Origin of the sequence: Actinoplanes sp. NPDC051633, from assembly GCF_040681735.1 — a bacterium.
Classification (GTDB): Bacteria; Actinomycetota; Actinomycetes; order Mycobacteriales; family Micromonosporaceae; genus Actinoplanes.
The window spans coordinates 1-13,006 of the sequence record NZ_JBFAZH010000082.1; the positions used below are offsets into that span (position 1 = coordinate 1).

At 70.0% G+C, this 13,006-nt stretch carries 12 protein-coding genes and 1 tRNA gene; 2 read left to right on the forward strand and 11 right to left on the reverse strand.

What is annotated here, in order from left to right; genetic code table 11:
• The 8 genes from AB0M20_RS07630 to AB0M20_RS07665 form a co-directional block, all read right to left on the reverse strand.
• The coding region (locus tag AB0M20_RS07630) for a 5'-3' exonuclease H3TH domain-containing protein (protein ID WP_364295383.1) at positions 1 to 1,638 on the reverse strand (1,638 nt) is incomplete at its 3' end.
• Between the two features lie 81 nt (positions 1,639 to 1,719).
• Positions 1,720 to 2,430, reverse strand: coding sequence for an ABC transporter ATP-binding protein (locus AB0M20_RS07635; RefSeq protein WP_364295386.1), 711 nt, complete (start codon positions 2,428 to 2,430; stop codon positions 1,720 to 1,722).
• Positions 2,420 to 3,316, reverse strand: a complete 897-nt coding sequence (locus tag AB0M20_RS07640) for an ABC transporter ATP-binding protein (RefSeq protein ID WP_364295389.1) — start codon at positions 3,314 to 3,316, stop codon at positions 2,420 to 2,422. Before AB0M20_RS07640 ends, AB0M20_RS07635 begins: the two co-directional genes overlap by 11 nt.
• Positions 3,309 to 4,403 carry a branched-chain amino acid ABC transporter permease gene (locus tag AB0M20_RS07645; RefSeq protein WP_364295415.1) on the reverse strand — a complete coding sequence of 365 codons (1,095 nt, stop codon included), beginning with the start codon at positions 4,401 to 4,403 and terminating at the stop codon, positions 3,309 to 3,311. Before AB0M20_RS07645 ends, AB0M20_RS07640 begins: the two co-directional genes overlap by 8 nt.
• Positions 4,404 to 4,456: 53 nt before the next feature.
• On the reverse strand, positions 4,457 to 5,398 hold the full coding sequence (locus AB0M20_RS07650) for a branched-chain amino acid ABC transporter permease (RefSeq protein WP_364295392.1): 942 nt from the start codon (positions 5,396 to 5,398) through the stop codon (positions 4,457 to 4,459).
• Between the two features lie 69 nt (positions 5,399 to 5,467).
• Positions 5,468 to 6,628 carry a branched-chain amino acid ABC transporter substrate-binding protein gene (locus tag AB0M20_RS07655; RefSeq protein WP_364295395.1) on the reverse strand — a complete coding sequence of 387 codons (1,161 nt, stop codon included), beginning with the start codon at positions 6,626 to 6,628 and terminating at the stop codon, positions 5,468 to 5,470.
• A gap of 216 nt (positions 6,629 to 6,844) precedes the next feature.
• Entirely contained in the window at positions 6,845 to 7,999 is a 1,155-nt protein-coding gene (locus AB0M20_RS07660) for a hypothetical protein (RefSeq protein ID WP_364295398.1), read from the reverse strand.
• Positions 7,996 to 8,610: a response regulator gene (locus AB0M20_RS07665; protein ID WP_364295401.1), complete on the reverse strand. Its 615-nt coding sequence runs from the start codon at positions 8,608 to 8,610 to the stop codon at positions 7,996 to 7,998. Before AB0M20_RS07665 ends, AB0M20_RS07660 begins: the two co-directional genes overlap by 4 nt.
• Before the next feature lie 123 nt (positions 8,611 to 8,733).
• Between AB0M20_RS07665 and AB0M20_RS07670 the strand changes: the two genes are divergently transcribed.
• Together AB0M20_RS07670 and AB0M20_RS07675 are read left to right on the forward strand one after the other, a co-directional pair.
• Positions 8,734 to 8,810: transfer RNA gene (locus tag AB0M20_RS07670), tRNA-Leu, on the forward strand.
• A gap of 73 nt (positions 8,811 to 8,883) precedes the next feature.
• Complete coding sequence (locus AB0M20_RS07675) at positions 8,884 to 10,038, forward strand: hypothetical protein (protein WP_364295404.1); 1,155 nt, start codon at positions 8,884 to 8,886, stop codon at positions 10,036 to 10,038.
• Here the strand turns inward: AB0M20_RS07675 and AB0M20_RS07680 are convergent.
• The 3 genes from AB0M20_RS07680 to AB0M20_RS07690 form a co-directional block, all read right to left on the reverse strand.
• On the reverse strand, positions 10,035 to 10,919 hold the full coding sequence (locus AB0M20_RS07680; protein WP_364295407.1) for an acyl-CoA thioesterase II: 885 nt from the start codon (positions 10,917 to 10,919) through the stop codon (positions 10,035 to 10,037). The two genes, AB0M20_RS07675 and AB0M20_RS07680, sit on opposite strands and share 4 nt — an antisense overlap.
• The gene (pyk, locus tag AB0M20_RS07685) at positions 10,916 to 12,352 is read right to left on the reverse strand and encodes a pyruvate kinase (RefSeq protein WP_364295410.1); all 1,437 of its coding nucleotides are present in this window, start codon (positions 12,350 to 12,352) and stop codon (positions 10,916 to 10,918) included. Before pyk ends, AB0M20_RS07680 begins: the two co-directional genes overlap by 4 nt.
• Before the next feature lie 90 nt (positions 12,353 to 12,442).
• Positions 12,443 to 12,919, reverse strand: a complete 477-nt coding sequence (locus tag AB0M20_RS07690; RefSeq protein WP_364295413.1) for a hypothetical protein — start codon at positions 12,917 to 12,919, stop codon at positions 12,443 to 12,445.
• Between the last annotated feature and the right edge of the window lie 87 nt (positions 12,920 to 13,006).

Consider the following 13,006-nt stretch of genomic DNA (forward strand, 5'->3'; position numbering starts at 1 on the left):
GCCCAGGTTGAACTCGCGGCCGACCACCTCGTGCGCGGCCTGCTGCGCCGCCTTGACCTCCGCGGCGAAGTGCGCCTCGAGCTCCGACAGGTAGTCGGTGTCGGCCGCGATGCCGACGTGCTCCATCTCGCCGAGCACCACCGACAGGGGCTGCTCCACCTCGACCAGCAGGCGCTGCGAGTCGCCCTCGTCGCGGGACAGCTCCTCGGTCAGCGTGTCGGCCAGGTCGAGCGTGGCGCGGGCCCGCAGCATCACGTTCTGCTCCGCCGCGCCCTCGTCGCCCAGCCCGTCGAGGGTGAGCTGGCCGTCGTCCGGCGCGTCCACCCGCAGCTCCCGCTTGAGGTAGCGCAACGCCAGGTCGGTCAGGTCATAGGCCCGCTGGTCGGGTTTCGCCAGGTAGGCCGCCAGCGCGGTGTCGACGCGGACCCCGGCCAGCGCCCAGCCGTGCGCGCGGAAGGCGAGCATCGCCGGCTTGGCGTCGTGGACCACCTTGGGCCGCTCGGGATCGGCCAGCCAGGCGGCCACCGCCCGCTCGTCGGCCTCGTCGAGCGCGGCGGGGTCGAACCAGGCGGCCGGGCCGTCGCCGGTGGCCACCGCGATGCCGGTCAGCGACCCGGTGCCCCGCCCGAACGTGCCGGTGACCGCGACGCCGACCGGCGCCTCGCGGGCGTGCTCGGTCAGCCAGGCGCTCACCTCGCCGGCCCCCAGCACGCTGCCGGTCAGGTCGAAGCCGGACTCCGCCTCGGGCTCGACCGCCTCCAGGTACGAATACAGCCGCTCCCGCAACACCCGGAACTCGAGCGCGTCGAAGACCTGGTGCACCGCCTCGCGGTCCCACCCGTGCCACTGCACGTCGGCCGGGCCGAGCGGCAGCTCGAGATCGGTCACCAGCGCGTTGAGCTCGTAGTTGCGCAGCACGTCGGCCAGGTGGGCGCGGAGACTCTCCCCCGCCTTGCCCTTGATCTTGTCGACGTTGGCCACGATGCCGTCCAGGCCGCCGAACTCGTTGATCCACTTGGCCGCCGTCTTGTCGCCGACGCCGGGCACCCCGGGCAGGTTGTCGCTGGTCTCGCCGACCAGCGCCGCCTTGTCGCGGTAGCGCTCGGGACGCACGAAATACTTCGTCTCGATCGCGTCCGGCGTCATGCGCCACACCTCGGACACGCCGCGCACCGGGTAGAGGATCGTCACGTGCTCGCCGGCCAGCTGGAACGCGTCGCGGTCGCCGGTGGAGATGATCACCTCGAAGCCGGCGTCGCGAGCCTGGCAGGACAGCGTGCCGATGACGTCGTCGGCCTCATATCCCTCTTTCTCCACCACCGGGATGCGCAGCGCCTCGAGCACCTCCTTGATGAGGCTGACCTGGCCCTTGAACGGCTGCGGCGTCTCCGACCGCCCCGCCTTGTAGTCCGCATATCGCTCGGTGCGGAAGGACTGGCGGGACACGTCGAACGCGACCACGATGTGCGTCGGCTTCTCGTCGCGCAACATGTTGATCAACATCGACGTGAAGCCGAACACCGCATTGGTCGGCTGGCCCGTCTGGGTCGAGAAGTTCTCCACCGGCAGCGCGAAGAAGGCGCGATAGGCCAGCGAGTGTCCGTCCAGCAGCAGGAGGCGGGGGGCTTCAGCGTTCACGGGGCCGACTCTAGTCGGGGGGTGTGACACAAACGCGGGGGCGGCCGCGCGAAACGCGGCCGCCCCCTCGAAGGTGCGTGATCAGGCGACGCCGAGGTACGCCTCTTTGATCGACGGGTCGTGCAGCAGCTCCTGACCGGTGCCCTCCTTGACGATCCGGCCGGTCTCCAGCACGTACCCGCGATGTGCCCGGGAAAGGGCCTGCTGGGCGTTCTGCTCCACCAGCAGCACGGTGGTGCCCTGCTGGTTGATCTCCGTGATGATGTCGAAGATCTGCTGGATGATCATCGGGGCCAGGCCCATCGACGGCTCGTCCAGCAGCAGCAGGCGCGGCCGGCTCATCAGGGCCCGGCCCACCGCCAGCATCTGCTGCTCACCACCCGACAGCGTGCCGCCGGCCTGCTTGCGCCGCTCGCCCAGCCGCGGGAAGAGGGTGAGCACCCGGTCCAGGTCCTTGGCCACCTCGGCGGTGTCGCGCCGGGTGAAGGCGCCCATGTCGAGGTTCTCCAGCACCGTCATGCCCGGGAAGATGCTCCGGCCCTCGGGCGACTGGCAGATGCCCATCGGCACCCGCAGATCGGCCCGCATGTTGCTGATGTCCTTGCCGTCGAACCGGATGGTGCCCGACGCCAGCGGGTTCAGGCCGGAGATGGCCCGCATGGTGGTGGTCTTACCGGCGCCGTTCGCACCGATCAGGGCCACCACCTCGCCCTCGGCGACGCGCAGCGTCATGCCGTGCAACGCCTCGATGCGGCCGTACTTGACGACGATCTCGTCGAGCTCAAGAAGCATCTGCGGTCTCCCCCAGGTAAGCGGCAATGACCTTGGGGTTGTCCCGGACCTCGGCCGGGGAGCCCTCGGCGATCTTCTTGCCGAACTCCAGCACGACGATCCGGTCGGTCACGCCCATCACCAGCCGCATGTCGTGCTCGATCAGCAGCACCGTGTTGCCCTGGTCGCGCACCTTGCGGATGAGCTTGAGCAGTTCCTCCTTCTCCGCCGGGTTGAAGCCGGCGGCCGGCTCGTCCAGGCAGATCAGCTTGGGCTCGGTGGCCAGCGCCCGGGCGATCTCGAGCCGTCGCTGGTCGCCGTAGGGCAGGTTGCGGGCCAGGTCGTTGGCCCGGTGCTCGATGCCGACGAAGCGCAGCAGCTCGAGCGACTTCCGCTCGCCCGCCCGCTCCTCCAGGATGTGCCGGGACAGCCCGAAGATCTTCGCCGACGAACGACGGAGCTGCTGGATCGCCCGGACCAGGCCGTTGCTCGAGGTGACCCGCGGCAACTCCTCGGGCTTGACCCTGACCCGGTAGAGCCGGAACAGTGCCCCGACCACGCTGGTCTTGTGGTTGGAGTCGGTGCCGACCATCACGTTCTCGAGGGCGGTCATCTCGGGGAACAGCCGGATGTTCTGGAACGTGCGGGCCACGCCCATCCGGTTGATCTCGTGCGGCTTGCGGCCGGTGATCCGCTTGCCGTCGAACTGCACCTTGCCCGAGGTCGGCTTGTAGACCCCGGTCATCACGTTGAAGCAGGTGGTCTTGCCGGCCCCGTTCGGGCCGATCAGACCGAGGATCTCACCCTGGTAGAGCTGGAAGCTCACGTCGTTGAGCGCCACCACGCCGCCGAAGCGCAGCGTCACGTGGTCGACGTCGAGCAGCACCTCGCGCTGAGAATCAGACACCGGCCGGCACCTCCTCCTGGCGATCCTTGAGCTCCCTGGCCCGGCGTCTGCTCGGGATCAGGCCTTGCGGGCGCAGCAGCATCACGATGACCAGCGCGAGGCCGAACACCAGGAACCGCCACTCGGAGAACTCCCGGAACCGCTCCGGCAAATATGCCAGCAGGAACGCGCCCAGGGACACACCCGCGATGTTGCCCGACCCGCCGACCACGACCATCGCGACGAACAGGATGGACAGCTGTGCGTTGAACTGGTTGGGCTCGATGAAGCCGCCCCGGCTCGCGAACAGCAGCCCGGACAGGCCGCCCAGGGCCGCGCCGATGGCGAAGGCCCAGAGCTTGAACTTGAACGGGTACACGCCCATCACCGCGGCCGCGTCCTCGTCCTCCCGGATCGCCAGCCAGGCCCGGCCGACCCGGCTGTTTTCCAGCCGCCGGACCATGAACACGATCACCAGCACCACGCTCAGCGCCAGCCAGTACCACGGCTTCGCGTCGATCAGGCCGAACACGTTGTTCTCCGCCGACGGCGCGCCCTGCGGCCCGGGGATCGCGGCGACGCCCTGCGGGCCGCCGGACCAGCTGGGCGAGTTGCGCACCACGATGCGAATGATCTCGCCGAAGCCGAGCGTCACGATGGCCAGGTAGTCACCGCGCAGCCGCAGCGTCGGCCAGCCCAGGATGACGCCCGAGATCATGGCGATGGCGATCGCGATCGGGATGCAGATCGCCCAGGCGACCGCCCAGTTCTCGGCGAGCCCGAACCTCTCCTGGATCGCCAGCACCACCGGCGACTGCCGGGAGCCGAACAACGCGACGCTGTACGCGCCCACCGCGAAGAAGCCGACATACCCGAGGTCGAGCAGGCCGGCGAGCCCGATCACCACGTTCAGGCCCAGTGCGATCAGCACGTAGACCGCGCAGGTGAACAGCACGCCGGCCCAGTTGTTGCCGCCGGCGATCGAGTCGGTCCGCAGCCAGATCAGGCCGGGGATGCCGAGCAGCGGCAGGTAGTAGAGGAACACGACGAAGGCCAGCAGGCCGATCATCCGCTGCCACTTGGGCAGAGCACGCCAGCGCCGGCCGATCTTCGCGGGCACCCCGCGCAGGCCGCCGGGCGCTGCCTCGTTCTCCGTTGTCGTCATGCGCGGGCCCTCCCCAACGACTCGCCGAGCAGGCCGGTCGGCCGGAACAACAGCACCACCACGAGGACCACGAACGCGGCCACGTCCTCCCAGTTGGAGGTGGTCAAAGTGGCGGCGTACACCTCGACGACGCCGAGCAGCAGGCCACCGAGCAGCGCGCCGCGCAGGTTGCCGATGCCGCCGAGCACCGCGGCGGTGAACGCCTTGAGGCCCAGCAGGAAGCCGACGTTGAAGCGTGTGTTGCCGTAGCGGACCGCGTACAGCAGCGCGGCGGCCCCCGCCAGAAGACCGCCGAGCAGGAAGATGAGCATGATGACGCGGTCCTTGTTGACGCCCATCAGGGCGGCGGTGTCCGGGTTCTGGGCCACCGCGCGCACGCCCCGGCCGTACCGGGTGCGGTTGATGAACAGGTCCAGGCAGACCATCATCACGATCGCCGCGACCAGCGTGAGCAGCTGAGTGTTCGTGATGCCCGTGTTGCCGATGGTCAGCACGACCTTCTGCGGCACGATCGTCGGCATGCCGACGACCAGCCGGCCCTGCCACAGGCCGAAGGCCTCGGAGAGCACCAGCGACAGGCCGATAGCGGTGATCAGGAAGATGAGCGGCGGAGCATTCATCTCACGTAGTCGTTTATAGGCGATGCGTTCGACTGCCACGGCTGTGGCGCCCGAAGCCAGGGCGCCCGCGACCAGACCCACCACCAGGAAGACCAGCATCATCCCGATGCCGGGGTTGTTGGTGGCGCCCAGCGCGGTCCAGGTGCCCAGGACGGCGAAGGTGCCGACCATGAAGACCTCGGAGTGGGCGAAGTTGATCAGCTTCAGAACGCCGTAGACCAGCGTGTAGCCGAGCGCGACGAGGGCGTAGATAGCGCCTTTCGCCAAGCCGTCCACCGTGTGCTGACCCAGGTGCCCGAAGAGTTCGTCGAAATTCACTGCAAACTCCCTTGTGCACCAGATGCGGCCGGAGGCTTACACCCCCGGCCGCACCTATGTACCGATGAATCAGCTACCGAGCTTGATCTCCTGCTGCGGCTCGAACGCGGTGCCCTTGATCTCGTACGACCAGATGACGACCTTGCTGCGGTCCACGTCGCCCTTTTCGTCGAACTTGATGTACTTGGACACGCCCTGCTTGTCGTAGGCCTTGACCCACTCGAGCAGCTCGGCCCGGGTCTTCTTGCCCGCCTTGAAGCCGTCCAGCAGCACGGTCGCGCCGTCGTAGCCCTCAGCGCCGTACGAACCCGGAGCGATCTTGTACTCGGTCTCGAAGTCCTTGGCGAAGGTGCCACCCGCCTCGGCGGCCGGCAGACACGGGCAGGTCACGACCGCGCCGTTGGCGGCGTCGCCGGCGCCCTTCGGGAAGCCGGGGTCGTAGAGGCCGTCGAAGCCGAGGAACTTCGCGGTGATGCCGGCCGCGCGGGCCTGCTTCAGCAGCGGAGCCGCCTCGTTGGTGTAACCGCCGTAACCGATCACGTCGGCGCCGGAGCTCTTGATCTTGGAGATCGTGGCGTCGAAGTTGGTCTGGTCGGTCTGCACCTTGTCGCTGGCCACGACCGTGGCGCCCAGGCCCTTCTTGATGACCGCGACGATGCCCGAACCGTAGGTCTGACCGTCGTCGAGCAGGAAGACCTTCTTGCCCTTCAACACGTCCTTGATGTAGGTGACCGCGGCCTCGCCCTGGGTGTCGTCGTTGCCGACGACCCGGTAGAACGTCTTGTGGTCGGTCGCGGTGAGCTCGGCGGCGGTGGCCGACGGGCTGACCATCACGAGGCCGGCGGCCGCGTAGGTCGGCATCGTCGCCTTCGACTCACCGGAGAAGTGACCGCCGATGACCGCCAGGAACGACTGGTCCTGTGCGACCTGGTTGGCGATCGGGGTGGCCTGCTCGGCGTTACCCTGCGTGTCGAACTCCTGCAGGGTGACCTTGCAGTCGGCATTCGCCGCATTGAACTGCTTGACCGCCAGCTTGGCGCCGTTCAGCGAGGGGATCACCAGACCGGCGTTCGGGCCGGTGAACGCGCCGAAGATCGCGACCTTGCCACCGCACGCCGCTGCGTTGTCGGTGTCACCGCCGCTGGTGCCCGAGTCCTGACATCCGGCCGCCGCGAACATGGCAGCGGCGAGCCCCACGGCACCCAGGGCCCGTACATAATTACGCCTCAAGGCTTTTGACCTTCCACTCATCTGCAGGGTGCGCGCGCCTCGTCACTGTCCTCGTTCCGAACCGCGAACCTGCGCACTGCTCGTGATGGCGCAGCGTACTTGGGGAAGAATTGCTCCCGTAAGGCATAGCGATCACACTTGCCAAACCGTTACAGAGCGCTGCGCGAAGGTGCCACCCCGGAAGGGCCGCTCGGACAGGTTTTACCGTCGGTGGGGTTACGCGCCGGTTTCGGCTACGTAAATCCGGGCATTGGCGGCGTCATCGGACACCAGCACCAGCTTGCCGTCCGGACTCGCCGTCAGTGCGACCGCGTGTTCCGGTCCGGCCGGAACGGTCGGTATGTCCGCGGCTCGCCAAGACTCGCCCTTGTCGTCGGAAATCCACCCCGCGTAGCCATTTGCGCCTGCAGTGATCACGATCAGTCGGTCACCGACGGCGACCGCCGAACGCACCGAGGAGACGCCACCCGGCTGCACCTCGCCGAAGGTCCCGGCTGGCCGCCACGCGTCGCCGTCCAGCCGCCAGGCGCCGAAGGACGACCCGACCACCCCGACCGCCACGGGTACGCCGTTGAGCACGGTGACCCGCTGCAGCTCGTCGTACTTCTCGGTCACCTCGGTGGACGGCAGCCGCGTCCAGTCGCGGCCGTCGACCGATCGCCAGCCGAGCGCATCCCGGTCCGGCCGGCCCGCCGGCACGATGCCGCCCACCACGACCCAGCCGATCGGCGCGAACACGCTGTCGAACGCCCACGTGTCGCCGGCGGCGTCCGTGGCCAGCCCCGGTGCCCGCTCGTGGATGGTGAATTTCGCCCCGTCCGGCGAGGTCCACACCGCCGCGCCGGTCATCCGGTTGCCGGCGATCAGGAAGCCGCCGGGGCCCGCGTCCAGCCGGGCCACGTTCAGCGCCTGCGGGCCGCCGAACAGCTCGAACGGGGCCCTGACCTCGTGCAGCACGCGGTCGGGGCCCTGCCGCCAGGAGCTGGTCCGCGGGTAGGCGTGCGCGCCGCCGGTCTTGGCGCCGACCGCCGCGATCCGCCCGGAGGTGCAGGCCACCGTGTAGACGACGTTCTGCCCGCCGTAGAAGGTCGTGGGCGCGAAGGTCAGCGGCTTCCAGGTGCGGGCGTCCGAGCTGGTCCAGGCGGCCGGCCGCGTACCCCCCGCCTTGTCGCGCAGCGCGCCCGTCACGAACCACTCGCCGCCGCACTCGGTCACGTCGCGCAGCATGATCGCGTCGTCCGCGCTCGGCGTCACCTCCTGCCAGGCGATCGGCACCGGCCGGGGCTCGTCGTCGCGGCGCTCGCCGCACGCCGCCCCGCCGCCCGCCAGGAGCAATCCGGCGACCAGCAACAGCACGGCCGCGCGCCTCACTTCGGCGGTTCCGCCTCGGCCTGCTGCTCGGCCAGGATCCGATCGGCCACCTCGCGCATGGTCAACCGGTGATCCATCGCGGTCCGCTGGATCCACTTGAACGCCTGCGGCTCGGTCATCTGGAACTTGGTCATCAGCTCGCCCTTGGCCCGCTCCACCGACTTGCGGGTCTCCAGGCGGTCGGACAGGCCCGCCACCTCGGCCTCGAGCGCGGCGATCTCGGAGTAGCGGGAGAGCGCGATCTCGATGGCCGGCACCAGGTCGGACTTCTGGAACGGCTTCACCAGGTAGGCCATCGCGCCCGCCGCCCGGGCCCTCTCGACCAGATCGCGCTGGCTGAACGCGGTGAGGATCACCACCGGCGCGATCCGGCCGCCGGCGATCCGCTCGGCCGCCGCCAGGCCGTCCATGATCGGCATCTTGATGTCGAGGATCACCAGATCGGGTGTCAGGTCCTCGGCCAGGCGCACGGCGGTCTCGCCGTCACCGGCCTCGCCGACGACGTCGTAGCCCTCCTCGACGAGCATCTCGGCGAGGTCCAGGCGGATGAGCGCCTCGTCCTCCGCGATGAGCACCCGTCTGCGCTCGGCGCTCGCCTGCGTGTCGGCCACGACCCCTGCCCCTCAAGCTCGAAGAGACGCGACACCCGGGTATCTGGGTGTCACCCTCAACAGCGTAGTGGGTAGTGTGTGTCAGGCTCGTGACGGCGGGAGTCAGACGTCGCGAATCGCCGGGTCCCCGTATCCCAACCGGCAGAGGAAATGGTCTCAAACACCATCCAGTGTGGGTTCGAATCCCACCGGGGACACCACCTTTAAGTGCGAAACGTCCGCTTGGCGGTCTTCTTCCTGGTGTCATGGCAGGTACCAGGAACGGGAGGCCTCATGTTGTCAACGGGCTCGTCGCCCCTTGCCGCCGTGCAGAGCAGTATGCGGGGCGGCATGTGGGGCTGGCTCATGTTCGCCGGAGTGGCCTGGCTGGCCGTCTCGTGGAGCGTGCTGCGGCTGGAACCGGCGGACGTGGTGCACGTCGCCGGGCCGGTCGTGCTCTTCGGCGCGCTGACCGAGGCGCTGCGGGCGTGCGCGGGCGCCAGGACCTGGTGGATGAACGCCGGGATGGCCGTCCTGTTCGCGGTCACCGGCTGCGTGCTGCTGGCCGAGCAGAGCTCCTCGTACACCACACCCGCCGCACTGGTCGGCTGGTATCTCATGGTGCGCGGCGCGGTGGACGTCGCGGTCGCGGTGATGACCCGCGGTAGCGACCGGATCTGGGGCCTGATCCTGGTGGTCGGTGTGCTGGAGACCGGCCTGGGCTTCTTCGCGGCGAGCCCGCTGTCGCGGACCGCCGATCTGGTGGTCACGGTGCTGGGCGGGCTGGGACTTCTGCGCGCGGTGGCGGATCTGGTCACCGGACTGCGACTGCGCGAGGTACGCGCACAGCGCGCCAACGTCCTGGAGCTGTCCGAGGAGCGGGCCGCCGGACTCACCGGTTACACCGCCGGGATCGACGACTACGAGGCCGCGCCCCCGAAGGCCAAGCCGCGGCACCGGGCGGCCAAGCCGGTCTCGCGCGTGGAGACCGCGGGCCAGCCGATGTGGCCGAGCGGGCCGTCGGTGCCCGCCGCCGGGGCGGCCGGTGGTGGACCGGCAGCGGTCGCCGAGCCGGGCCTCGCGGCGGCCGGCGGGATGGCTGCCGCCGGGTACACCGCGGGCGGTGGCACGGCCGCCGAGCAGCCCGGCCCGATCATCGTGCCGGGCACCTCGGAAGGCTCCGGCGGCGACCTGACCTTCTCGGGCGGCCCGGTCTTCAGCGGCTCGTACACCACCGCCACCGGGACCCCTGAGACCAGCGGCCCTGTTGCCGGCGCGGACAGCTTCCACGACGAGGTGCTGCGCACCACCGCGGACCTGGACGCGATGCTGGCCCTCGCGGGGGTCACCGGCGCCGCGGTCGGCGCGCATTTCGACGACGAGAACCTGCCGGCGGCGCCGGACACCCCCGAGGGCGTCGAGGAGACCGCGGACGAGCAAGCCCGCTAACGGGCCCCGACGCGGCGCAGCAGGCCCTCCTGAACCGCGCTGGCGATGTGCCGGCCGTCCTCGGTGAACATGCGACCGCTGGCCAGGCCGCGGCTGCCGCTCGCCGACGGGCTGGTGCAGTCGTAGAGGAACCACTCGTCGGCCCGGAACGGCCGGTGCAGCCACAGCGCGTGGTCGAGGCTGGCCCCGATCACACCGCCCGGCCCCCACACCTCGCCGTGCGTGGACAGCACGGCGTCGAGCAGGGACAGGTCGGAGGCGTACGCCAGCGCGCAGGCGTGGATCAGCGGGTCGTCGGGGAGCTTGCCGTCGATGCGCATCCAGACGCGCTGCTCGGCGTTCGCCACCCTGTCCCCCGGCGGCACCCAGCCGGGCACCCCCACATACCGCACGTCGACGGCCTGCGGCGCCGCGGCGAAGGCCCGCTCCCGCTCGGGATAGCGGGCGATCCAGTCGAGCATGGTCGGCGTCTCGGCCGGTCCCGGCACCCCGGCCGGCGGGGGCGTGTGGTGGTCGAGGCCCTCCTCGCGCACCTGGAACGACGCGGACATGAAGAAGATGGTCCGGCCGTTCTGCTGCGCGGTGGAGCGGCGGACCGAGAACGAGCGGCCGTCGCGGATCGTCTCGACGGTGAAGTGGATCGGCACGGTCGGGTCGCCCGGGCGCACGAAGTAGCCGTGCAAGCTGTGCACGAAGCGGGACTCGTCGACCGTGCGACCCGCCGCCACCAGGGCCTGCGCGGCAACCTGGCCGCCGAAGACGCGCTGCGCCCCGGTCTGCGGGCTCTCCCCGGTGAACGTGCCCTCGTCGTCCCGCTTCAGGTCGAGCAACCCGAGGAGCTGGTCGACCGCGGCCTGGCCCCGCAGGGGCGGCGGGGTCACACGGTCTCCGGTTCGACCAGCGAGCCGAGCTGGTGCACCCGCAGGGTGTTGGTGGAGCCGGGGGCGTTCGCCGGGGTGCCCGCCACGACCACCACGTAGTCGCCGGGCCGGGCCAGGCCGAGGCCCAGCATCTTGGCGTCGACCTGCCGGAACATGTCGTCGGTGTGCTCGACGAAGTCGGTCAGGAACGTCTCCACGCCCCAGGACAGGGCGAGCTGGTCACGCGTCTCAGGAAGCGGCGTGAAGCAGAGCAGCGGCAGCTCGCAGTGCAGCCGGGACAGCCGGCGCAGGGTGTCGCCGGTCTGCGAGAAGGCGACCAGCGCCTTGGCGCCGATGTTCCGCGCGATCTGCGAGGCGGCGACGGTGAGCGCGCCGCCGTGCGTACGCGGGTCGTGCTGCAGCCGCGGCACCGCGAACGACCCGCCCTCGGTGGTGGTCACGATCCGGGCCATCGTGCTGACCGTCAGCACCGGGTACTTACCGACGCTGGTCTCGCCCGAGAGCATCACCGCGTCGGTGCCGTCGAGAACGGCGTTCGCCACGTCGGACGCCTCGGCGCGGGTCGGGCGGCTGTTCTCGATCATCGAGTCGAGCATCTGGGTGGCGACGATGACCGGCTTCGCGTTCTCCCGGCACAGCTGCACGGCCCGCTTCTGCACGAGCGGCACCTGGTCGAGCGGCAGCTCGACGCCCAGGTCGCCGCGAGCCACCATGACACCGTCGAAGGCCAGCACGATCGCTTCGAGGTGGTCGACCGCCTCCGGCTTCTCCACCTTGGCCAGGACCGGCCGGAAGATCTTCTCCTCGGCCATGATCTGGTGCACGAGCTTGATGTCGTCGGGCGAGCGGACGAACGACAGCGCGATCAGGTCGGCGCCGAGGTGCAGCGCGAAGCGCAGATCCTCCTCGTCCTTGTCGCTCATCGCCGGCACGCTGACCGCGACGTTGGGCAGCGAGACGCCCTTGTTGTTGGAGACCGGGCCGCCCTCGACCACCAGGCAGCGGATGTCGTTGCCCTCGACGCCGGTGACCTCGACCGCGACCTTGCCGTCGTCGATCAGCAGGCGGTCACCGACCTTCACCTCCTGCGGCAACTTCGTGTACGTGCACGAAACCCGGTCGATGGTGCCCTGCACGTCGTCGCCGGTGATCGTGACGAGGTCTCCGGTGTTCCACTGGTGCGGCCCGTCGGCGAAGCGGCCCAGCCGGATCTTCGGCCCCTGGAGGTCGGCCAGCACGGCGACGGCGCGGCCGGACTCGCGCGCGGCCTCGCGCACGAGGTTGTACACCGCCGCATGGTCCTCGTGGCTGCCGTGGCTGAAGTTGAGCCGGGCCACGTCCATGCCCGCCTCGACGAGCCCGCGGATGCGCTCGGCGGATGCGGTGGCGGGGCCCATGGTGCAGACGATCTTTACGCGGCGTGTCACGGCCATCAGGCTAGTTCTCCTCCGGGCCGGCCTGCGGCCGACCCCCGGTCCTGGGGGTGCTCAAACGGTTGAAAGCTTAGCTCCCCCAGCTAATAGTCACCGGCACAGGCGTGGCGGGGTCCCACCCTGTGCACGAACAGCAGGTGTCAACCGTGCACACAGCAGATCCACGGCGTCGCCCGGGTCGGTGCGGTAGAGCGCGACGGTCTTGTCACCGGCGGCGACGGCGAGGGTGTTCCCGTCCGGCGCGAAGGCGAGATCTTCGACGCGGAAGTTCTGCCCGCGGACGTCGGCGATCAGGCTCCGCTCGCGGGTATCCCACAGACGGACCGGGTCGTCCTCGGCGGTGCTGGCGGTCGCCAGCGTGTGCCCGTCCGGCGACCACGCGATCTGATGCATCGGGTAGGCGTGCGTGCCGATCCAGCCGTGGGCGGTCAGTCCGGCATCGAAGAGCGCGGCCTGCCCGTTGGTGGCGGCGACCGCGACCACCGCGCCGTCCGGACTCAGCGCCAGATCGGCGGCGCGGACTCCGGTGGGCAGGACCGTGACACCGGCTGCCTGCAGACCGGGCACCCGCCGAGGACGACCCGGTCCGTCTGTGGGATACCCGCGAGCGGAGCCTGATCGCCGACGTCCGCGGGCAGAACTTCCGCGTCGAAG